The following is a 22,431-nucleotide window of genomic DNA, read 5'->3' as shown; positions in this document are numbered from 1 at the left end:
CTCCCTCGAAGGAGGAGGGGTCAGCCCCCCACTTTCTCACCGAACGTCGAGAAGAACTGCCCCGCCAGCTTTTTCGATGTCGATTGGATCAGCCGGCTGCCGAGCTGTGCGATCTTGCCGCCGACATCGGCCTTGGCTGCATATGTGAGCACTGTCGTGTCCGCGCCGTCGGCGGTCAGCGTCACGTCGGCGCCGCCCTTGGCAAAGCCGGCGACGCCGCCCTTGCCTTCGCCCTGGATGGTGTAGGAATGCGGCGGCTTGAGGTTCTTCAACGTCACCTCGCCGTTGAACGTCGCCTTGATCGGCCCGATCTTCAGCACAACCGTCGCGGCCATCTCGGTGTCCGATTTCTTTTCCAGGCTCTTGCAGCCGGGAATGGCCACCTTGAGGATGTCCGGGTCATTGAGGGCCTTCCAGACTTTCTCAACGGGTGCGGCGATCCGTTCCTCGCCTTCGATCACCAAAGCCATCAAGACCTCCCGGATTGCTGATGCCGATTGGTCGTAGCGCGTGGCCCTTAATCTGTCTATCGCACCAAAGTGCGGGTCTGCGGCGCTCGTGCCTCTTGCTTGCGTGAGCGCGTTGTCATATCGATTTGTCATACAAATACGGAGACCACCATGGCAGGCGCCCCCACCAAGAAGAAGAAATTTCGCTCGCAGGAGTGGTTCGATAATCCCGACAATCCGGGCATGACGGCGCTCTATCTCGAGCGCTACCTCAATTACGGACTGACACGCGCCGAGCTGATGTCGGGCAAGCCGCTGATCGGCATCGCGCAAACGGGCTCCGATCTCTCGCCCTGCAATCGGCACCATGTCGAACTCGCCAAGCGCGTGCGCGAAGGCATCGTGTCGATGGGCGGCATCCCCTTCGAGTTCCCGTGCCACCCGATCCAGGAAACCGGCAAGCGCCCGACCGCGGCGCTCGACCGCAACCTCGCCTATCTTGGCCTCGTCGAGGTGCTCTACGGCTATCCGATCGACGGCGTGGTGCTCACCATCGGCTGCGACAAGACCACGCCCGCGCTGCTGATGGCGGCCGCCACCGTCAATATTCCGGCTATCGCGTTCTCGGTCGGTCCGATGCTCAACGGCTGGCACAAGGGCAAGCGCACCGGTTCCGGCACCATCGTCTGGGAATCGCGCCAGCGGCTGTCGGCCGGCGAGATCGACTATGACGAATTTATGGACATCGTCGCCTCCTCGGCGCCGTCGACCGGCTATTGCAACACCATGGGCACCGCCACCACGATGAACTCGCTGGCCGAGGCGCTCGGCATGCAGCTACCCGGCTCGGCCGCCATCCCCGCGCCCTATCGCGAGCGCGGCCAGATGGGCTACGAGACGGGCAGGCGCATCGTCGAGATGGTGCATGAGGACCTGAAGCCTTCCGACATCATGACCCGCAAGGCGTTCGAGAACGCCATCGTCGTCAACTCGGCCATCGGCGGCTCCACCAACGCGCCGATCCACCTCAACGCGATTGCCCGCCATCTCGGCGTGGCGCTCGACAACGACGACTGGCAGAAGGTTGGCCTCAACATCCCGCTCCTCGTCAACCTGCAGCCGACGGGCGAGTATCTCGGCGAGGACTACCACCGTGCCGGCGGTGTGCCGGCGGTGGTGGCCGAGCTGATGAAGGGCGGCCTGCTGCCGCATCCCGATGCGATCACCGCCAACGGCAAGACCATGGGCGACAATTGCAGGGATGCCGTCAACGAGAACCCGGAGGTGATCAGCAGCGCCGCCAAGCCACTCAAGGCCAATGCCGGCTTCATCAACCTCAAGGGCAATCTGTTCGATTCCGCGATCATGAAGACCAGCGGCATCTCGCCCGAATTCCGCGAGCGCTATCTCTCCAACCCGAACGATCCGGAGGCCTTCGAAGGCAACGCCATGGTCTTCGACGGTCCGGAAGATTACCACGCCCGCATCGACGATCCGGCGCAAGGGATCGACGAGCACACGATCCTGTTCATGCGCGGCGCCGGTCCGGTCGGCTATCCAGGCGGCGCCGAGGTGGTCAACATGCAGCCGCCGGCCTATCTCATCAAGAAGGGCATCCATTCGCTGGCCTGCATCGGCGACGGCCGTCAGTCCGGCACGTCCGGCTCGCCGTCGATCCTCAATGCCTCGCCGGAAGCCGCCATCGGCGGCGGCCTCGCGCTGCTCAAGACCGGCGACCGCGTCCGTATCGATCTCAGGAAGGGCACCGCCAACATCCTCGTCAGCGACGAGGAGATCGCAAGGCGGCGGGCCGAGCTGCAGGGCAATGGCGGCTATCACTATCCCAAGCACCAGACGCCCTGGCAGGAGATCCAGCGCGGAATGGTCGACCAGTTCTCGGCCGGAATGGTGCTGAAGCCGGCGGTGAAATACCAGGATGTAGCGCATACCAGCGGCGTGCCGCGCGACAACCACTGAGGTTTCCTGCTTAGGGAATCGAAGGGGCGGCTCGCGAAGCGCGGGCCGCCCCTTTTCTTACGCCCTTGTTTCAGCCGCCTTGCACATCCAGATAGGCGTCATCCCGGCTGGACCAAGATCATCATGGCGAAACGGCGCTCTTCCCTCGGCTTCCTCGGCATGTTCGGTCGCTCGGGCGACCTGCGCCAGCTCGATGATGCGCTGCGCCAGGCGGACCTGCATCCCGCCTTGGTGCCAGAGGGCGTGAAACTCACCATCGTCAATCTGATGAACGACCGTTGGCCGGAAGAGCCGCCGCCGCGGGCCTATCAATCGGTGGCGCAGCTTTGCAGCTATTGTGTTGCTGGACGGGATACCTTCGAGCAGGCCAACGGCAAGGAACTTACGCTGGAGGCCGAGCACCGCATCGAGGCCGCGCTCGAAGCCGGCGACAGTTTCGATGCGCAGATCGTGCTGATGACGCTGCACGCGAAGCTTATCAGCGCAGAAGTCGTCGAGCGCTACAGACTGACTGCCGAGTGATCTGCGGGATAGAGCTTATCCGCCCATCTTGTTGCGCGGCAGTTTGATCATCTCGCCGAAGCGCGCGCGCAGCTTGTCGTCGACGAGCCGCGACACATGCCGCGGAAAACGCTCGGCAAGCACCCGCTTCTTCTCGGCGATCGCCCGTTGCAGGATGTCGGGCCGACCCTTCTCGTTCCATTCCTTGGGCGAGAACCGGTCGCCGACAGCGGGATAGAAATACTCGGTCTGCATCAGCTTCAGCGTCTGCTCGTTGCCGAGATAGTGGCCAGGTCCCTTCAGGCAGACATCGGTAATGGTGTCGATCGACAGCGCGTCGTCGGTTACCTCGATGCCGCGCACACAGCGCAGGCAGTGGCCGAGCATGTCGTTGTCGATGATCAGGCTTTCGAGGCAGAAGCCGAGCAGCGAGGCATGCATGCCGGCCGATTCATAGACGAGGTTGAGGCCTGACAGCCCCGCCATCACATTGGTGATGCCCTTTTCGTAGCCGGATTGGATGTCGGGCAGCTTCGAGTCCGTCATGCCGGCGGCCGAGCCGCCGGGCAGGTCGTAATATTGCGCCATCTGCGCGCACGCCGCGGTCAGCACCGACTGCTCGGCCGAGCCGCCGGACATGGCGCCGGTCCTGAGGTCGGAGACGAACGGCCAGGTGCCGAAGATCGCCGGATGGCCGGGTTTTATCGCGTTGACATAGACCAGGCCCATCAGCACTTCCGCCACCGCCTGGACAACCGCGCCGGCGATGGCGGCGGGAGCCGTGGCGCCGGCCTGGCCGGCAGACAGGAGCAGGATCGGGATGCCGCCCTCGACGCAGGCTTCGAGCACGCCGCAGGCGTCCTCGGCGAATTTCATCGGCGGCACGACGAAGCAGTTCGAGTTGGAGACGAACGGCCGCGCCCGGAAATTCTCCTCGCCGCCGGCAATCGCATAGAGCATTTCCAGCGCCGGCTTGACGTTCTCGCGCACCGTGAACGAGGTGCCGACATGTTTCGATGTCCCCATCACGCAGGCATAGAGCGTGTTGAAATCCATCTCGAGCGGATCGGGGATGTCTCGCGGCACCATCGTGCGCTGGAAGAAATGGATGTTGTCGAGCCCGTCGACGAGGCGGGCGGCGTCGTAGATGTCCTGCAGTTGCGATTCGCGGTATTCGCGCTTCTCGACGTCGACGAGATGCACGGCCGCGCCGGCCGTGCCGTAGTGGACGCGCTTACCCTGGATCACCATGTCGTGTTTGGGGTCCTGGCCGTGGAGCGTGAAGTGGCGCGCCGCCTTTTTGATCGTATCGAGCACCAGCGCGCGCGGCAGGCGGACGCGCCCGTCATCGCCATAGGTTGCGCCGACCCTGGTCAGCGCTTCGATGCAGGAGGGAATGGCGTTGGCGAAGCCGACCGTCTCCAGAAGCGTCAGCACCGCCTCGTGGATGCGCTCGCAGTCGTTCTGGCTCAATGGGCCGTAGCTGCCGCCTTCGAGGCCGGGCCGCACCGGACGGATATCGTCTGCGAGCGGCGCTGCCCGCATCGCGCGGCGCGCTTCGCGCCCGCCGGACCGCCGCGAACGCTGGTCCGACGACGCTTCCTGCTTCTCAAGAGCCACTGACATGGAAAGCACTCCACCTTTGGTTTTTCAGGGGCAGGGTGCGTGGCGGTTGGTCCACCATCGGCCTGCCTCGTCCCCTATAGGCCCCGACTATGCCGCCGGCATTGGCACAGCCTATGGGCCAACCAACTCCGTCGAATATGCCAGAATGCTAAAGCGATGAAACGCGCCAAAATAAAAAGAGCCGGCGAAGCGCCGGCTCTCTTTTCGGTAGTTCGTAGCGATCAGGCGGCAGCGGGCCTGCGTCCGGCCGCCGTGGCGAGTTCCCGGATGCCCGGCTCGATGTGCTGCAGCGAGATCGAGGAGATGCCCAAGCGCATGAAACGCGAGGGCTTTTCGCTGCGTTCGAAGAAGCGGTCGCCGGGCTCGATGATGACGCTGCGCGATGCGGCGGCCTCCGCGAGACCACGTGAATCGGTGCCGCGCGGCCCCTCCAGCCAGAGCGACGTTCCGCCCGCCGAGTCGGTCGAACGCCACTCTGGCAGGAAAGCGGAAATCGCATGGACCAGACGCTTGCGCCGCTCGTCGAAGGCGGCGGAGAGCCGGCGCACCAGCGCCTCGTGGTGGCCGAGCGACAGGAACAGCGCCACCGCGCGCTGGTTGTTCGCCGGCGGGTGCCTGAGCATGAAGCGGCGAAGCGCGCGAAGCTCGGCGATCAGCCCGGCCGAGGCGACGATGTAGCCGAGCCGCAGGCCTGGCGCCAGCGTCTTCGACATCGAGCCGACATAGATGACGCGGCCCGAGCGGTCGAGGCTCTTCAGCGCCTGCTGCGGCGCCTCGTCGAGGAGCTGGCTGTCGTAGCCGTCCTCGATGATGATCTGGTTGTTGCGGTTGGCCCGCGCCAACAGGTCCTGCCGCCGCTCCGCCGACAGTGGCACCATGGTCGGGCAATGATGGCTGGGGGTGACGAAGACGAAGCCTGAATCGCTGGGGATCGCCGAGGTCACGATGCCCGACTGGTCGACCGGTACTGGCTGGATGTCGGCGCCGGCGAGCCGGAAGATCGAGCGGGCGTCCGGATAGCCCGGGTCTTCCATCGCCACCTTCGAGCCCTTCGTCATCAGCAGCGAGGCGAGCATATAGAGTGCGTTCTGCGCGCCCAGCGTCACGATGATCTCGTCCGGATTGGCGAAGATGCCGCGGCGCGGCAAAAGCCGGGCCTGGATCTGCTCGATCAGCAGCGGATCGTCGCGGTCCACCATGTCGGACGCCCAGTTGCGGATCTCGAGCACCGCGAGCGCCATGCGGTTGCATTCGCGCCATTCGGCGGTCGGGAACAGCGCCGGATCGAACTGGCCGTAGACGAACGGATAGGAGGACTTGATCCAGTTGTCATGCTTGGCCGGCGGCGGCATGTCGCTGGCGGCGATCTGGCGGCGGGCCTTCCAGTCGATCTCGTTCTGCTGGTCGGGTGCCTTCTGGTGTGGCTTGGCGGGGGTGGCCAGCACGTCGGGGTTGACGAAGTGGCCGCGCCGCTCGCGCGCCACCAAAAAGCCCTGGTCGACCAGCTGCTGGAAGGCAAGCACCACCGTGCCGCGGGCAACCCCAAGTTTTTCCGCCAGAATCCGGCAGGACGGCAGCGGCATCGAGGCGGCGATTTGTCGGTCGAGGATGGCTGCTACGATCGCCTGGCGGATCTGCGCCTGGAGGGTTTGTCCGGATTCGGCCGAAATCCGGAACAGGCCGGACCATATGGCCGTGTCATTGCGCTGTGGCATGGGAGATCTTCCTCGGATGGCCAGCTGTTTTCACTTGGCTGGACCAGTCGAGTGTAGGGGTGGCACAAGGGGTTGCGCCAATCAATTTTTCTGATCGCTGGGATTTATGCCAGTGATCCATTGGCCACGAAGTGGTCCGTCCATTGGCCACGAAAAGGTGCTGCGGCGCATCATAAAAGCGTGATGCGGTGCGGCATAAAGGCGTGGCGCCTTGCCTCATCGAGGCGTGATGCCTTAGGTCATCGAAGCGTGACGCCTCGCGTCATCGAGACGTGACGCTTTGCGTCGTCGGGGCGTGACCCTTAGGTCATCGAGGCGTGACCTTGGGTCATCGCCGCCGCGCTTGAACGAAAAAAGGGAAATCGGCTCAATAGAATGTCGCGACGACACGCGCCGGAAACATCCAGCCTGTTAAAATCATTGTAAAAACCCGCCAGGAGCCCGCCAGTGGACCAGTCAGCCTTCGACAAGCAGCTTGCCGCGTTGCGTGACCAGCGCGTTGCGGCCAAGGGCATCATGCGCGAAGCCTTCGCCGCCGATCCCAAGCGCTTCGAAAAATTCTCCGCCAGCGATGGCGACCTTCTGCTCGACTGGTCGAAATGCGCGGTCGACGCCGACACGATGGCCATGCTGGAGAAGCTAGCCGGCGCCGCCGATCTCGAAGGCCGCCGCGCCGCGATGTTCGAAGGCAAGAAGATCAACGTCACCGAGGGCCGCGCCGTGCTGCACACGGCGTTGCGCAATTTGACCGGCAAGGGCGTCGTGGTCGATGGCCAAGACACCAAGGCCGATGTGATTGCCGTGCTCGACGCCATGGGCGCCTTTGCCGATGCCATCCGCTCCGGCGAGGCCGCCGGCGCCACCGGCAAGAAGATCACCGACATCGTCAATATCGGCATCGGCGGCTCGGACCTTGGGCCGGCGATGGTCACGCTGGCGCTCGCCCCCTACCACGACGGCCCGCGCGCGCATTACGTCTCCAATGTCGACGGCGCCCATATCCACGACACGCTGAAGGGTTTGTCTCCAGAAACGACGCTGTTCATCGTCGCCTCCAAGACCTTCACCACGGTCGAGACGATGACCAACGCCGAGACGGCGCGCAAATGGGTGGAGAAGGCGCTGGGCAAGGAGGCGATCGGCAAGCATTTCGCCGCCGTCTCGACCGCGCTCGACCTGGTGGCGAAGTTCGGCATCGAAAAGGACCGCGTCTTCGGCTTCTGGGATTGGGTCGGTGGCCGCTACTCGGTCTGGAGCGCCATCGGCCTGCCGGTGATGATCGCCATCGGTCCGCGCAACTTCCGCGCCTTCCTCGACGGCGCGCATGAGATGGACGAGCATTTCCGCTCAGCACCCCTGCGGAAGAACCTGCCGGCTCTGCTCGGGCTGATCGGCTGGTGGCACCGCGTCGTCTGCAAATATCCGGCGCGCGCCGTCATTCCCTACGACCAGCGCCTGTCGCGCCTGCCGGCCTACCTGCAGCAGCTCGATATGGAATCGAACGGCAAGAGTGTGACGCTGGATGGCGGCGCCGTCGCGACGCCGACCGGTCCGCTGGTCTGGGGCGAGCCCGGCACCAACGGGCAGCATGCCTTCTTCCAGCTTTTGCATCAGGGCACCGATTTCATCCCGGTCGAGTTCCTCGCTGCCGCCGTCGGCCACGAGCCGGAACTGAAGACCCATCACGACCTGCTGCTCGCCAACTGCCTGGCCCAGTCGGAGGCCTTCATGAAGGGCCGCACGCTGGAAGAGGCGCGCGCGCAGATGCTGGCCAAGGGCTTGAAGCCCGCCGATGTCGACCGCATCGCGCCGCACCGTGTGTTTTCGGGCAACCGGCCCTCGCTCACCATCCTCTATCGCAAGCTCGATCCGCGCACGCTCGGCCGGCTGATCGCGCTATACGAGCATCGCGTCTTCGTCGAGGGCACGCTGTTCAACATCAATTCGTTCGACCAGTGGGGTGTCGAACTTGGCAAGGAATTGGCGACGGGCCTGCTGCCTGTCGTGGAAGGCAAGGAGACTGCCGCAAAACGCGACGCCTCGACTGCCGGACTGGTGGCTCATATCCACCAATTGCGCGGCGCGGAGTAAAAGGATTTGGCGGATATCAAGGGAATTCTGTTCGACAAGGACGGCACACTTGTCGACTTCAACGCAACCTGGCTCGGCATTGCCGACTTCATGGCCATGGACGCCGCCGAGGGCGACCGCTGGAAGGCCGACAGGCTGCTCGCCGCCGCCGGCTTCGATTTCGTCAGCAAGCGCTTCAAGCCCGATTCGATCTTCGCGTCCGGCTCGAACATGGATGTCGTCGAGCTCTGGTTCCCGCGCCTGTCCGACGAGGACCAGATGCTGGCCGTCTCCCGCTTCAACGAGATCACCTCGGTGCAGGGCTCATCGATGGCGGTCGCGCTTCCCGGCATCATCGATTCGCTGAGGACGCTGCACAAGAAATCCTTCCGCATGGGCGTCGCCACCAACGATTCCACCAGCGGCGCCGAGAAGACGCTCGCCACGCTCGGCGTCGCGCAGCTCTTCGACGCCGCCTTCGGTTACGATGCCGTGGCCAACCCCAAGCCGGCGCCCGACACGGTCGTCGCGTTCTGCGACCTGACCGGGCTGAAGCCCAGCGAGATCGCCATGGTCGGCGACAACCGCCACGACCTCGAAATGGCGCGTGCGGGCGGCTGCGGGCTGGCGGTGGGCGTTCTTTCCGGCACCGGCACGCGCGACTCGCTGTCGCCGATGGCCGACGTCATCCTGGATTCGGTCGCCGACCTGCCGGATTTTCTGGCCGCGCGGTTGAGCGTGGCGGCTGGCTGAAGCACTTCCAGGAAAAGCGTGCGACGGCTTTCCGTTAGAGCAGGTCAGCGATTCCACCAGAGATGAGCTGCTCTAACCGGCGCCCTTCGGCACAAACGCAAACACTCCGCTCGGCTTCGGCTCGCCGCCGCCGTTCCCGCCGACATCTGGCACCTGATATTCGCCAAGCAGGCGAAGCCGCCGCCTGGGCAGCCAGGCGCGGCCCGGGTCGCCGACCATCACGTCGATGCCGGCGCCAAGGCACCGGTCGAGGAATGGGATGACCCGCCGCGCGACCGCCCGTCCGTAAAAAACATCGCCAGCCAGCACCAGATCGACGCCGGGCGGCGGACCGTTGGTGATGTCCTCGCCGATTATGGTCATGGCGACGCCGTTCGCCGCAGCGTTGAGGCCAAGCGCGACAATGCCGTTGCGGTCGATTTCCGCCGCGATCACCTCGCTTGCTCCGGCCTTTGCCGCAGCGATGGCGACAAGGCCGGAGCCGGCCCCGAGGTCGAGCACGCGACGGCCCGCGACGCTCGAAGGCCGGTCGAGGATGTAGCGCGCCAGCACCGCGCCGCCCGCCCAGGCATAGGCCCAGTAGGGCGGCTGCGGCTCGGCTGAGCGGTCGTATTTGCCGTCGTCCGGCTCCAGGAGCCGCCTCAGCCCGCTGCCGGGATGGGCCGCATAGAGGCGGATTTCAGGCAGCGACGGCACCGGCAAAAGCCGCATGTTCGCCTTGATGAATTCCGCCGGATCGAGGCCTGCGCGGCGGTCTGGCGTCACACCGGCGATACTGTCGGCCAAGTTATTCCCGCAATGCGCGCCGCAGGATCTTGCCGACCGGCGTCTTCGGCAGCTCGCTGCGGAATTCGATGTATCTCGGCCGCTTGTAGCCGGTCAGGTTCTCGCGGCAATAGGCAGTCAGCGCCTCGACGGTGAGCGCCGGGTCCTTCTTGACCACGAACAGCTTCGGCACCTCGCCGGAATGCTCGTCCGGCACACCGATCGCCGCCACTTCCAGCACGCCCGGGTGGTGCGCCACGACCTCTTCCAGCTCGTTCGGATAGACGTTGAAGCCGGAGACCAGGATCATGTCCTTCTTGCGGTCGACGATCTTGGTGTAGCCGCGCTCGTCCATGAAGCCCATGTCGCCCGACTTGAAGAAGCCGTCCTTGGTCATCACCTTGGCGGTCTCGTCCGGACGGTTCCAGTAGCCGGCCATCACCTGCGGCCCGCGGATGCAGATCTCGCCGACTTCACCGAGCGGCACGTTGTTGCCGTCGTCGTCGCGGATGGCAATCTCGGTCGAAGGCAGCGGCAGGCCGATCGTGCCGGTGAAGTCGCTTGAGCTGAACTTGTTGGCGGTGGCCACCGGCGAGGTTTCGGAAAGCCCGTAGCCCTCGCTCACCGGACAGCCGGTCAGCGCCTTCCAGCGCTCGGCCACGCCCTTCTGCACCGCCATGCCGCCGCCAAGCGTCAGGATCAGCGGCTTGAAATCGAGCTTGCGGAAATCCTCGTTGTTGAGCAGCGCGTTGAACAGCGTGTTGAGGCCGGGGAAGATGTGGGCCGGATATTTCTGCAGTTCCTTGACGAAGCCCGGAATGTCGCGCGGGTTCGGGACGAGCACGTTCTGCGCGCCTTGCTGCATGCCCATCAGCGCGTTCACCGTCAGCGCGAAGATGTGGTAAAGTGGCAGCGCGCAGATGAAGTTGAGATGCGCCGGCTTCGGCTTGACCGTGTAGGCGTCCTCCACCCACAGCGAATTCTGCGCCACGTTGGACAACACGTTCCGGTGCAGCAGCGTCGCACCCTTCGAGACGCCGGTCGTGCCGCCGGTATATTGCAGGAAGGCGATATCGTCACCCGACACCGCCGCGGGCTTGAAGGCGAGGTGCCCGCCGGCCTTCAGCGCGGCGTTGAATTTGACGTGGCCGGGCAGCGACCAGGCGGGAACCATCTTCTTCACCCGCCGCACGACGAGGTTGACGATCGCTCCCTTCAGGCCGCCCAGCATGTCGCCCATCGCCGCGACCACCACATGCTTGACCGGCGTCCGGGCGATCACCGCCTGCAGCGTGTTGGCGAAGTTTTCCAGGATGACGATGGCCTGCGCGCCGGAATCCTTGAGCTGATGCTCCAGCTCGCGCGGCGTGTAGAGCGGGTTGACGTTCACCACCGTGAAGCCGGCGCGAAGCACCGCCATCATCGCTACCGGATATTGCAGCACATTCGGCATCATCAGCGCCACGCGCGCGCCCTTCTCCAGTCCTTTCGACTGCAGATAGGCGGCGAAGGCCGCCGAAAGCCGCTCGAGCTCGGCGTAGGAGATCGACTTGCCCATGCAGACGAAGGCCGGTCGGCCGGCAAACTCCTTGCAGGCGCCGACAAGGAAGTCGCCGATCGAATTGTATGGCAGCGGGCCGATCTCGGCAGGCATGTTCTTCGGATAGTTCTTGAGCCACGGCTTGTCCGGCAACCCGGCGGTGAGTTCCGTGATCGCCTTCGGCAGATGCTTGGCCGGAGCGGATGCCGGCTTTGCGGTGCTCGCTGCCTTCGTGGCGGCGGGCTTGCTGGTTTTTGCGGTCTCAGCCTTGGTTATGGACTTGGGGCTCGTCTTCGCTTGAGCGGCAACTGGCTTCGCGGTGACCTTGGGCTTTGACGCCGTCTTTGCCGGTGAAGAAGTCTTGGCCGGTGAGGCCTTGGCCGATGAAGTCTTTGCAGGTGAAGCCTTGGGTGCGCCGGCATTGGTGGTCGCGGCCTTGGCTTTTGCCTTCGCCGGGGGCGTCGTCTTTGCTGCTTTTGCCACCAAATCCCTCCCTGGTGTGCCTTGTCTTGCTGCCTCGCGGCGCGTCCGCCTCCGATATCGGAAGCGTTCTCCGCTGCCGCCGATCGCGGATTCCCAACAAATCCGGCATAGCGCCTATGTATTGCCTCTATCAGCGGCCGTGCAAGTCTTGCCCTAGCGGCAGCGGCGGAAAGATTTGCCGTCGAAATCTCTTCGCCCGACCGCTCCTCGAAGCGCATGCGGACGAGGACCGGGATTGCAAGCAGGGGCTACTCGTTCTGATTCCGGCAAACGGTCGATCAATAAAAAAATGCGGTCGTTAACAATGTCGTGAGTGAAAAATTCTGCTCATTTTTTCCGCTATTTGAGGAGAATACGGATTCTTTTCCTGCTTACCATGGGGTACGCAAACGGGGTGTTCCAAAGCCCGAAAAACGGTGCTTATATGCGCGCTTCGCGAGCCTGATAGAGGGGCTTGGAAGAACATCAGGGAGTGCTCAATGAAAAAGACAATGACTTTTGCAGCCGCGTTGCTGGCTGCAAGCGTCCTGGGTGGCATGGCCAATGCAAAGACGCTTGTTTATTGCTCGGAAGCGTCGCCGGCCAATTTCGACCCGGGTACGACGACGGGCGGTAACGACTTCGACGCTTCGTCGCGCACGGTCTATTCGCGCCTCGTCGAGTTCAAGCATGGCGGCACCGAGATCGAGCCCGGCCTCGCCGACAAATGGGAAATCTCCGACGACGGCCTGGTCTATACTTTCCACCTGCATCCGGGCGTGAAGTTCCAGACCACCGACTATTTCAAGCCGACCCGCGATCTCAATGCCGATGACGTCGTCTTCTCCTTCGACCGTCAGTTCAACAAGCAGAATCCGTGGAACGGCGAGAAGTATCTGCCGAACCTGACCTGGGACTATTACACCGGCATGGACATGCCGAAATACGTCGCCAAGTGGGAAAAGGTCGACGACCTGACCGTCAAGCTGACGCTGACCGAGCCGAACGCGCCGATGCTGGCCAATCTCGGCATGGACTTCGCTTCGATCGTCTCGAAGGAATATGCCGACCAGCTCGAGAAGGATGGCAAGATGGCCGACTTCTCGACCAAGCCGATCGGCACCGGCCCGTTCCAGTTCGTCGACTATCAGCTGGATTCGGTCATCCGCTATGCGGCGAACCCCGACTACTTCAAGGGCAAGGAGAAGATCGACGATCTCGTCTTCGCCATCACGCCTGACGCGACCGCCCGCATCCAGAAGGTGCTGGCCGGCGAATGCGACGTCGCGCCCTATCCGAACCCGGCCGACATCGCCACCATCAAGGCCAACAAGGACGTGACCCTGATGGACCAGGCCGGCCTCAACATCGGCTACATGAGCTACAACACGACGATTCCGCCGCTCGACAAGCCCGAGGTTCGCCATGCGCTCAACCAGGCGATCGACCGGGAAGCCCTGATCAAGTCGCTGTTCCAGGATGCAGGTGCCACGCCGGCCCAGAACCTGATCCCGCCGACCATGTGGTCGTGGAACAAGGATGTGAAGTTCGATTCCTACGACCCTGAAGCGGCCAAGAAGGTGCTGGCCGATGCCGGGCTGAAGGAAATCCAGCTCTGGGCCGCCGACCGCGTGCGTCCGTACAACCCGAACTTCCAGCGCGCGGCTGAGCTGATCCAGGCCGACTGGGCCAAGGTCGGCGTCAAGGCCAACATCGTCAACTACGAATGGACGAAGTATCGCGAGGAAGGCAAGAAGAAGGACCGTCCCGGCGCCTTCCAGATCGGCTGGACCGGCGACAATGGCGATCCGGACAACTTCTTCGCCACCCTCTTCGCCTGCTCGGCCATCGGCGTCTCGAACTACTCCAGCTGGTGCGACAAGGACTTCGAGGACCTGATCCAGAAGGCCAAGAAGACCAGCGACCAGGGCGAGCGCACCAAGCTCTATGAGCAGGCGCAGGAAATCTTCGCCAAGCAGGCGCCCGCCTTCCTGCTGGCTCACAGCCAGGTTTATGCGGTCGTTCGCAACAATGTCAGCGGCTTCAAGATGGACCCGCTCGGCATTCATCGCTTCGACGGCGTTGACAAGGCCGAGTAATATTGCGAACGGGGCGGCGCGATTTTAGCGCCGCCCCATTCCATTCGACGATGCTCCGATATCTTCTCAACAAAATAGCACTTCTGATCCCGACCCTGGTCGGCATCACCATCTGCGCCTTCGCCTTCGTCCGGCTGCTGCCCGGCGATCCGATCCTGGCCATGGCCGGCGAGCATGGCGTCACCCCCGCCCGCTACGAAGAGCTCAAGGAACAGTTCGGCTACAATCTGCCGATCTGGGAGCAGTATGCGCGCTATGTCGGCGAGGTCGCCACGGGTGACTTCGGCGTCTCGATTTCATCCAAGCGCCCGGTTCTCGAGGAGTTCAAGACGCTCTTCCCGGCGACGCTGGAACTGTCCTTCTTCGCCATGATCTTCGCCATGGTGATCGGCATCCCGGCCGGCATATTCGCTGCCGTCAAGCGCGGCTCGTGGTTCGACCAGTCGCTGATGGGCACCGCGCTCGTCGGCTATTCCATGCCGATCTTCTGGTGGGGCCTGCTGCTCATCATCTTCTTTTCCGGCTATCTCGGCTGGACGCCGGTGTCGGGCCGCATGGGCCTGCAGTTCTTCCTGAAGCCGATCACCGGCTTCATGACCATCGACAGCATCCTCTATGGCAAATGGGACGCGCTGCGCTCGGCGCTCAGCCATCTCGTCCTGCCCGCGATCGTGCTCGGCACCATTCCGCTGGCGGTGATCGCGCGCCAGACTCGCTCCGCCATGCTCGAGGTACTGGGCGAAGACTATGTCCGCACCGCCCGCGCCAAGGGGCTTTCCGCCGCCCGCGTCATTGGCGTGCACGCGCTGCGCAACGCGCTGATCCCGGTCGTCACCACCATCGGCCTGCAGGTCGGCACGCTGCTTGCCGGCGCCATTCTCACCGAAACCATCTTCGCCTGGCCGGGCATCGGCAAGTGGATGGTCGATTCCATCTTCAAGCGCGACTATGTCGTCGTGCAGTCAGGTCTGCTTTTGATCGCCCTCATCGTCATGGCCGTGAACCTCATCGTCGACGTGCTCTATGCCGTCATCAACCCGCGCATCAGGGCGGCGTGATGAGTCAGTCGACCGAAATCGCTCCCATGGCCGCCGGCAGCCCTGACCGACTGACCGGCTTCAAGACCTTCTGGCATTATTTCTCGGTCAACCGCGGCGCCGTCATCGGCCTCTTCGTCTTCATCCTTTTGGTGCTGGCGGCACTCTTCGCGCCGCTGCTCGCGCCCTATGCGCCCGACATCCAGGACAAGACCGCGTTCCTCAGGCCGCCGGCCTGGCAGACGGGTGGCAGCACTCAATATCTGCTTGGCACCGATCCGGTTGGCCGCGACATCCTTTCGCGCCTGCTCTACGGCGCGCGCTTCTCGCTGCTGATTGGCGCGGTCGTGGTCACGCTGGCTCTCACCGGTGGCATCACGCTTGGCCTGCTCGCCGGCTATTTCCGCGGCTGGGTCGACGTCGCGATCATGCGCGTCATGGACCTTATCCTGGCTTTCCCGTCGCTGCTCTTGGCGCTGGTTCTGGTGACCATCCTCGGCCCCGGCCTGTTCAATGCTATGCTGGCGATCTCACTGGTGCTCCAGCCGCATTTCGCCCGCCTGGTTCGTGCCGCCGTCATGGCCGAGAAGAGCCGCGAATATGTCGTGGCGGCGAAGGTCGCCGGCGCCGGCCATCTGAGGCTGATGCTTCGCACCATCCTGCCCAATTGCCTGGCGCCGCTGATCGTCCAAGGCACGCTGTCCTTCTCCAACGCCATCCTCGAAGCGGCGGCGCTGGGCTTCCTCGGCCTCGGCGCGCAGCCGCCGACGCCGGAATGGGGCACGATGCTCGCCTCGGCGCGCGAGTTCATCCTGCGCGCCTGGTGGGTGGTGACCTTCCCCGGTCTTGCCATCCTCATCACCGTGCTCGCCATCAACCTGATCGGCGACGGCCTGCGCGACGCGCTCGATCCGAAGCTCAGGAGGTCGTGATGGCATTGCTCGACATCCATAATCTCGTCGTCGAATTCCAGACCGCTTCGGGCCCGTTCCGCGCCGTCGACGGCGTTTCGCTCCGTGTCGACGAGCGCGAGGTGCTCGCCATCGTCGGCGAATCCGGCTCAGGCAAGTCGGTGTCGATGCTGGCGGTGATGGGCCTTCTGCCGTGGACGGCCACCGTCACCGCCGACCGCATGACCTTCAACGGCCGCGATCTCCTCAAGATCAATCCGGCCGAGCGCCGCAAGATCATCGGCAAGGACATTGCCATGATCTTCCAGGAACCGATCGCCAGCCTCAATCCCTGCTTCACCGTCGGCTTCCAGATAGAGGAAGTGCTGCGCTTTCACATGGGCATGGACAAGGCCCAGCGCCGTGCGCGTGCCATCGAGCTTTTCAAGCAGGTCGGCATTCCCGAGCCGGCCGAGCGGCTCAATTCCTTCCCGCACCAGATGTCGGGCGGCCAGTGCCAGCGCGTCATGATCGCGATGGCGATCGCCTGCAATCCGAAGCTCCTGATCGCCGACGAGCCGACCACCGCGCTCGACGTCACCATCCAGAAGCAGATCCTCGATCTCTTGGTCTCGCTGCAGGCCAAATACGGCATGGGCCTGATCATGATCACCCACAATATGGGCGTGGTCGCCGAGACCGCCGATCGCGTCATCGTCCAGTACAAGGGCCGCAAGATGGAAGAGGCCGACGTGTTGTCGCTCTTTGAATCGCCGAAGAGCAACTACACGCGCGCGCTGCTGTCGGCGCTGCCGGAAAACGCCGTCGGCGACCGGCTGCCGACCGTCTCCGACATGCTGTTCGAGCCGGCGCCCCAGGGAGTTGGTACATGACTGGAGCCGCCGCATGACCAAGGTCGTCGAAGGCAAGAACATCAAGCGCGACTACCATGTCGGCGGCGGCCTGTTCCGCCCTGCGCGCACCGTGCATGCGGTGAAGGGCGTCTCCTTCAGCGTCGAGAAGGGCAAGACGCTTGCCATCGTCGGCGAAAGCGGCTGCGGCAAGTCCACGCTCGCCCGCATCATCACTTTGATCGATCCGGCGACGGCCGGCGAGCTTTTGATTGACGGCAACAAGGTCGACATCGCCAGGGACGGACTGACCAAGGAGATGCGCCGCAAGGTGCAGATCGTCTTCCAGAACCCCTACGGCTCGCTCAACCCGCGCCAGAAGATCGGCGACGTGCTCGGCGAGCCGCTCTTGATCAACACCGACAAGCCGGCCGAGGAACGCCGCGATCTTGCGATGAAGATGCTGAAGAAGGTCGGTCTCGGCCCCGAGCACTACAACCGCTATCCGCACATGTTCTCCGGCGGCCAGCGCCAGCGCATCGCCATCGCCCGCGCGCTGATGCTGAACCCAAGCCTGCTGGTGCTGGACGAGCCGGTCTCGGCGCTCGACCTTTCGGTGCAGGCGCAGGTGCTCAACCTCCTCGCCGACCTGCAGGACGAGTTCAAGCTGACCTACGTCTTCATCAGCCACGACCTGTCGGTGGTGCGCTACATCGCCGACGACGTGATGGTGATGTATTTCGGCGAAGCGGTCGAATACGGCTCGCGCGACGAGGTCTTTTCGGACCCCAAGCACAGCTACACCAAGACCCTGTTCGCCGCGACGCCGCGTGCCGATGTGGCGAGCATCAAGGCAAGATTGGCGAAGAAGAAAGCGGCTTAGGCCTAGGAGGTCGTCATCCTAGGGCGGAGCGACGCGAAGCGTCGCGCAGACCCTAGGATCCATTCCGTGACGCCGGCCGAAGAACGCAGTGGTGCAGAATTCTGCACCGTTGGCACCGCTCCGATGTAACGGAATGGATCCTCGGGTCTGCGCCGCGTCGCTTCGCTCCTTGCTTCGCCCGTGGATGACGAAGCGGAACTTGCTACGCACCACTTCCCCCATGAAGGCTCGGTTGTTTCACGACAGCTTGGCAATGATCGCCCGCAGCGCCTCGCCGAAGCGGTGCACCTCCTCCACCGTGTTGTAGTGCACCAGCGAGGCGCGGATCGCGCCGCTGTCCATCGACAGGTTGAGCCGCTTCATCAGCTGTGGCGCATACATGTGGCCGTCGCGGATGCCGATCTGCATGGCCGCCATCTCCTCGACGATCCTTTGCGGCGACAGCGTGCCGATATTGAAGCAGAAGGTCGGCACGCGCTCGTTGATGCGCGCCGCGTCGGCGACGCCGTAGATGGTCGCGCCGCAATCCCTCAGCACCTTCAGCATCTCGCGCGCCAGCATCAGCTCGTAGTCGCGGATGGCGTTCATGCCGGCGACGATGTTGTCGCGGCGCGACCGGTTGTTCTGGGCTAGGAAATTGCGGCCGACCGATTCCAGATAGCGCACCGCCGCATCCATGCCCGACACGTTCTCGTAGATGAAGGTGCCAGCTTCGACCTTGTAGGGCGGCTCGTCCGGAATGAAATCCTCGCGGAAGGTCGGCAGCCGCTTCAGCGTTTCGAACCGGCCCCAGAGGAAGCCCATATGCGGCGAGAAATTCTTGTAGCCGGAGCAGACGAGGTAATCGCAGTCCCAGGCCTGCACGTCGATCAGCCCATGCGGCCCGTAATGCACGCAGTCGAGGAAGACTTCCGCGCCCGCCGCATGCGCGATCCTGGCGACCGAAGCGACGTCTACGATCGAGCCGATCGAATGCGCCGTCACCGTACAGGCGACGAGCCGCGTGCGGTCCGAGACCAGCGGCTTGAGGTCGTCGACATGGAGATTGCCGTCATCGCGCATGCGCCACCATTTGAACGTGGCGCCGGCCTGCTCCAGCGCCAGCCAGGTCGCGATGTTGGCGTCATGGTCCATGTCGGTGACGACGATCTCGTCGCGTCCCCCATCTCCATCTTTGGCAAGCATCTGGCCGATGCCGAGGCTGACCAGACGGATGAACGAGGTGGCGTTCATGCCGAAGCAGATTTCGGATGGGCTGTAGGCGTTGATCAAAAGCGCAACGCTTTCGCGGGCGTCGGCGACCGACTGGTCGACGGTGACGCTGTGGCCGTAGCGGCCGCCGCGCTGGACGTTGTGCCCGACCAGATGGTTGGTCACGGCGTCGAGCACGCTTTGCGGGATCTGCGCGCCGGCGGCGTTGTCCATGAAGACGAAGTCGCCGGCCTGCTTCAGCGCAGGGAACATGGCGCGGATCCTCTCGACCGGGAACGAAGCGGCCCCATCATGCGCTTTCGAATTCGGCGCTTTCGAAACATGGTGCTGGTTCACGGGGAGTCTCCTTCAGGTCATCAATGTCATTCGAGGGGAGGTTAGTGCGCGCCGGACTGGGCCTTGCCGCGCTCTTCGAGGTAGCCGACCAGCCGCACCAGCGGCCACAGGAAGGCGAGGTAGATGATCGCGGCGCCGATCAGCGGCGTCGGGTTGGCCATCAGCGCCTGCGCGTCGGTCGCCTGTTTCAGGAGATCCGGCATCGCAACGACCGAGGCGAGCGCGGTGTCCTTGAACACCGAGACGCAGTTGCTGGTGAGCGGCGGAATGACGACGCGGATCGCCTGCGGCAGAATCACCTTGCGCATGGCGACCCAGAAGGGCAGGCCGAGTGCCGCGGCCGCCTCGAACTGGCCTTTCGGGATGTTCTGGATGCCGGCGCGGCAGACTTCCGCGGTGAAGGCCGCGAGCACCAGCGATAGCGCAAGCGCAGCCGACACGAAGGACGAGAGCCGGATGCCGATGAAGGGCAGGGCGTAGTAGATCAGGATCAGCACCACCAGGATCGGCAGCGCGCGGAACATGTCGATATAGAGCGTCGCCAGCCGCCTGAGCGGCTTCGGGGCGTAGAGCCGCACCAGGCAGATCGCCAGCCCGGCGATGGTGCCGAAGACGATCGCGGCGCAGCCGAGCAGGATGGTGTTGCCGAGCCCGCGAATGAGGATCGGAAAGGATCGGACCAGGATGCCCCAGTTGAAGAAGGTATCGATCAGTTCCATCGGCGCTCACCGTCAGACAAGGCCCGCCATGTTCGGCAAAGACCCGAATTGTCGAAGCGAGAGCGCCAGCCCTTGCCGCCGCCCTCGTCGAATATTGTGATTAGCCGGCTTACTGAGGGATCGGGCCTGGCGTCACCGTGCTGGTGCCGGCCTCCGGATCGACGCCGAACCACTTCTTGTGGATCGCGGCCATCGTGCCGTCCTTCTTCATTTCGCTGATGGCGTCGTTGACCTTCTCAAGCAACGGATGGCCCTTCTTGGTCATCATCGCGAAGCGCTCGCCGGTCGGGATGCGGACCAGGATTTTCAGCGCCGGCATCTGCTTGATGGCGAACAGGAAGCCGGCGAGCTCGCCGGCGCCGCCGTCGATGCGGCCGTTCTGCACGTCGAGCAAAAGGTCCTGCTGGGCGTTGTAGCTCTTGGTCTCGGCGACGCCGAGCTTGGTGGCGTTTTCCTTCATGTAGGCCTCGCCGGTGGAGCCGGCGATGACGCCGATGGTCTTGCCCTTGAGGTCGTCGAGCGACTTGATGGTGGAATCCGCCTTGCCGACGATGGTGCCGTCGCTGTCGTAATAGGCTTGCGTGAAGCCCTGGTTCTGCAGCCGCTCCTTGGTCACCGAGATCGAGGAGACGGCAAAGTCGATGCGGCCCGAAGCGGTTGCCGCAAACAGCGCCTGGAAGCCGAGATCCTGGAATTCGACCTCGGCGCCGATGCGCTTGGCGACATCGTTGGCGACGTCGATCTCGAAACCTTCGAAGCCGCCGGAATCGGTCTTGTATTCCCATGGCGGATTGGCCGGGTAGGCGCCAACCATGATCTTGTCGGCAAAGGCAGGTGCCGCGAAGGCGACGCCTGCGGCGATGATCACCCCAATCAGTCCTAGACGTTTCAACATCTTGCTTCCCTCTGGTTCGGTTCCTCATCCGCCGCTTTCGGCGCCCAACTCCCGGGCGCCGCAGGCGAGGCGGTGCCTGAATTCAGGATGCGCGGCGCCGCCGCGAACCGATATGCTCCTTGAGCCGAGCGATCAGCGCTTCGATCGCCGCCTCCGTCGTGACCATGCCCGGCGACAGCCTCAGCGTCGTGCCGCGCGCATCGCAGTAAAGCCGCTCGTTGCGCAGCGAAGCGACGATCGTTGCCGGCTCTGCGCCTTGCGGCAGGCCGAGCATGACGCTGCCGCCGCGCTCCTTGGCATCGAGCGGCGAACGGACCGCCCAGCCATTCTCCAGAGCGGCGTTGATGATGCGCTCGACGAGCATTGCATTCCGCGCGCGGATGGCGTCGATGCCGGTCTTCTCCACCCAGTCCAGCCCGGGCAGCGAGGCCACGCTTGCGAGGATCGCCGGCGTGCCGTGGTCGAAGCGGCGCGCATCGTCGGCATAGGTGAAGGCGTCGAGATCCCAGGAGAACGGGTTCGGCTGGCTGAACCAGCCGCGCAGCTCCGGCCGACAGGTCGTGAGCAGGTCGGGGGCGACTTGCAGGATGCCGGCGCCGGAGGAACCGCACAGCCATTTCAGCGAGGTCGAGACGACGAAATCGACCGGCGTCGCTGCCACGGAAAACGGCGCGACGCCGATGCCTTGCGTGACGTCGACGCCGACGATGCTGCCCATGGCGCGGCCATGCGCGGCGAGCCGCCCGACATCGCAGCGGTGAGAGGCCGTCGAGGTGACGAAGGTGATCAGCGCCAGCCCGACGTCTTCCTGCCAGCGGGCGATGAAATCCTCGTCGCGCACCCAGTTTTCGCCTGGCCGCAGCGGCACCGTGTCGAGCGTGAAGCCGAAACGCTCGGCGAGGCCGGCGAGCAGGAAATGCAGGCTCGGAAAACAGTCGCCGGCAACCAGCAGGCGTTTTCCCACCATGCGCGCGGCCGGCAGGCCGCCGATCAGGCTGTAGAGCGCGGCGGTGACATTTTCGGCGGTGGTGAGCGTGCCCCGCGGCGCCTCGATCAGCCGCGTCCAGGCATCGATGAAGCGCTGCCGCGCGGCAAGCGCGGCCGGCCATTGGCCATCATCCTCCGCCGACCAGATGTTGGAAAATTCCGTCAGCGCGGCGGCCATTCGCTCGGCCTTGCCGGGGAAAGTGCCGATCGAATGGTAGAGAAAATAGCCGGACATTTGCTGTCTCTCGCTCCCTTGTGATCATGTGATCACAAAACCGGACAGGGATCAATCGCGGGCGGTCAGAAACGACCGGTTGATGGCTGAAAATCACGCGATTGTTTTGGTCCAGGAAGCCGCTGCAAAATCGCACACTGTGGGGATAGGTCGAAGCGCCTCTCAGTTTCGTCATCCTATGGCGGAGCAAGGAGCGAAGCGACGCTGCGCAGACCATTGGATCCATGCCGTTACATAGAAACTTCGCCAGCGGTGCAGAATTCTGCGCCGTTGCACCCTTGGCCGAGGTCACGGCATGGATCCTCGGGTCTTCGCTCCGCTTCGCGTCGCTACGCCCAAGGATGACGACGTTGTGGAGGCTTCAGCCAATGCCACGATGATTGAGCAAAGCGAGCCGTGAAACCTTGGCCGCCGAGATGTCAGCGACCT

18 protein-coding genes are annotated in these 22,431 nt (G+C 64.0%); 9 read left to right on the top strand and 9 right to left on the bottom strand.

The window, feature by feature from the left end; genetic code table 11:
- Nucleotides 1-20: 20 nt before the first annotated feature.
- Complete coding sequence (locus QAZ22_RS00670) at nt 21-470, bottom strand: carbon monoxide dehydrogenase subunit G (protein WP_278205027.1); 450 nt, start codon at nt 468-470, stop codon at nt 21-23.
- 150 nt (nt 471-620) lie between these two features.
- On the opposite strand from QAZ22_RS00670, the gene QAZ22_RS00665 reads away from it, so the two are divergent.
- Together QAZ22_RS00665 and QAZ22_RS00660 are read left to right on the top strand one after the other, a co-directional pair.
- Entirely contained in the window at nt 621-2,426 is a 1,806-nt protein-coding gene (locus tag QAZ22_RS00665) for an IlvD/Edd family dehydratase (protein WP_278205026.1), read from the top strand.
- A gap of 123 nt (nt 2,427-2,549) precedes the next feature.
- On the top strand, nt 2,550-2,948 hold the full coding sequence (locus QAZ22_RS00660) for a hypothetical protein (protein WP_278205025.1): 399 nt from the start codon (nt 2,550-2,552) through the stop codon (nt 2,946-2,948).
- A 15-nt stretch (nt 2,949-2,963) separates the two neighbouring features.
- Here the strand turns inward: QAZ22_RS00660 and QAZ22_RS00655 are convergent, their stop codons facing one another.
- Complete coding sequence (locus QAZ22_RS00655) at nt 2,964-4,553, bottom strand: trimethylamine methyltransferase family protein (RefSeq protein ID WP_278205024.1); 1,590 nt, start codon at nt 4,551-4,553, stop codon at nt 2,964-2,966.
- 221 nt (nt 4,554-4,774) lie between these two features.
- On the bottom strand, nt 4,775-6,268 hold the full coding sequence (locus QAZ22_RS00650; protein ID WP_278077293.1) for a PLP-dependent aminotransferase family protein: 1,494 nt from the start codon (nt 6,266-6,268) through the stop codon (nt 4,775-4,777).
- A gap of 516 nt (nt 6,269-6,784) precedes the next feature.
- Here QAZ22_RS00650 and pgi point away from each other — a divergent pair.
- A complete protein-coding gene (pgi, locus tag QAZ22_RS00645; protein ID WP_278207757.1) occupies nt 6,785-8,359 on the top strand; it encodes a glucose-6-phosphate isomerase in 1,575 nt (524 codons plus the stop codon).
- Nucleotides 8,360-8,365: 6 nt separating this feature from the next.
- Nucleotides 8,366-9,091 carry an HAD family hydrolase gene (locus QAZ22_RS00640; RefSeq protein WP_278205023.1) on the top strand — a complete coding sequence of 242 codons (726 nt, stop codon included), beginning with the start codon at nt 8,366-8,368 and terminating at the stop codon, nt 9,089-9,091.
- A gap of 72 nt (nt 9,092-9,163) precedes the next feature.
- On the opposite strand, the gene QAZ22_RS00635 is transcribed toward QAZ22_RS00640, so the two are convergent.
- On the bottom strand, nt 9,164-9,802 hold the full coding sequence (locus tag QAZ22_RS00635; protein WP_278207756.1) for a 50S ribosomal protein L11 methyltransferase: 639 nt from the start codon (nt 9,800-9,802) through the stop codon (nt 9,164-9,166).
- Nucleotides 9,803-9,878: 76 nt separating this feature from the next.
- A complete protein-coding gene (locus tag QAZ22_RS00630) occupies nt 9,879-11,879 on the bottom strand; it encodes a long-chain-fatty-acid--CoA ligase (protein WP_278205022.1) in 2,001 nt (666 codons plus the stop codon).
- Between the two features lie 479 nt (nt 11,880-12,358).
- Here QAZ22_RS00630 and QAZ22_RS00625 point away from each other — a divergent pair, with 479 nt between their 5' ends.
- The 5 genes from QAZ22_RS00625 to QAZ22_RS00605 are packed head-to-tail and all read left to right on the top strand — an operon-like array spanning nt 12,359 to nt 17,618.
- Nucleotides 12,359-13,957 carry an ABC transporter substrate-binding protein gene (locus tag QAZ22_RS00625; RefSeq protein ID WP_278205021.1) on the top strand — a complete coding sequence of 533 codons (1,599 nt, stop codon included), beginning with the start codon at nt 12,359-12,361 and terminating at the stop codon, nt 13,955-13,957.
- Between the two features lie 50 nt (nt 13,958-14,007).
- Entirely contained in the window at nt 14,008-15,015 is a 1,008-nt protein-coding gene (locus tag QAZ22_RS00620) for an ABC transporter permease subunit (protein WP_278205020.1), read from the top strand.
- A gap of 26 nt (nt 15,016-15,041) precedes the next feature.
- A complete protein-coding gene (locus QAZ22_RS00615) occupies nt 15,042-15,926 on the top strand; it encodes an ABC transporter permease subunit (RefSeq protein ID WP_278077346.1) in 885 nt (294 codons plus the stop codon).
- Entirely contained in the window at nt 15,926-16,777 is an 852-nt protein-coding gene (locus QAZ22_RS00610; protein ID WP_278205019.1) for an ABC transporter ATP-binding protein, read from the top strand. Before QAZ22_RS00615 ends, QAZ22_RS00610 begins: the two co-directional genes overlap by 1 nt.
- 13 nt (nt 16,778-16,790) lie before the next feature.
- Complete coding sequence (locus QAZ22_RS00605; protein ID WP_278205018.1) at nt 16,791-17,618, top strand: dipeptide ABC transporter ATP-binding protein; 828 nt, start codon at nt 16,791-16,793, stop codon at nt 17,616-17,618.
- A gap of 237 nt (nt 17,619-17,855) precedes the next feature.
- Here QAZ22_RS00605 and QAZ22_RS00600 read toward each other — a convergent pair whose 3' ends face one another.
- The 4 genes from QAZ22_RS00600 to QAZ22_RS00585 all read right to left on the bottom strand — a co-directional run bounded on the left by QAZ22_RS00600 (nt 17,856) and on the right by QAZ22_RS00585 (nt 22,002).
- Nucleotides 17,856-19,082: a cysteine desulfurase-like protein gene (locus QAZ22_RS00600; RefSeq protein WP_278207755.1), complete on the bottom strand. Its 1,227-nt coding sequence runs from the start codon at nt 19,080-19,082 to the stop codon at nt 17,856-17,858.
- Nucleotides 19,083-19,207: 125 nt separating this feature from the next.
- Nucleotides 19,208-19,885 (bottom strand): amino acid ABC transporter permease, encoded by a 678-nt coding sequence (locus tag QAZ22_RS00595; RefSeq protein WP_278205017.1) that lies wholly within the window; start codon nt 19,883-19,885, stop codon nt 19,208-19,210.
- A gap of 109 nt (nt 19,886-19,994) precedes the next feature.
- Complete coding sequence (locus QAZ22_RS00590; RefSeq protein WP_278205016.1) at nt 19,995-20,780, bottom strand: ABC transporter substrate-binding protein; 786 nt, start codon at nt 20,778-20,780, stop codon at nt 19,995-19,997.
- An 82-nt stretch (nt 20,781-20,862) separates the two neighbouring features.
- Nucleotides 20,863-22,002: an aminotransferase class V-fold PLP-dependent enzyme gene (locus tag QAZ22_RS00585; RefSeq protein WP_278205015.1), complete on the bottom strand. Its 1,140-nt coding sequence runs from the start codon at nt 22,000-22,002 to the stop codon at nt 20,863-20,865.
- Between the last annotated feature and the right edge of the window lie 429 nt (nt 22,003-22,431).

The organism is Mesorhizobium sp. WSM4906, assembly GCF_029674625.1.
In the GTDB taxonomy this organism is placed as follows: domain Bacteria; phylum Pseudomonadota; class Alphaproteobacteria; order Rhizobiales; family Rhizobiaceae; genus Mesorhizobium.
Note: the sequence above shows the minus strand (reverse complement) of the source record. Positions and strands in the feature narration are given on the sequence as shown.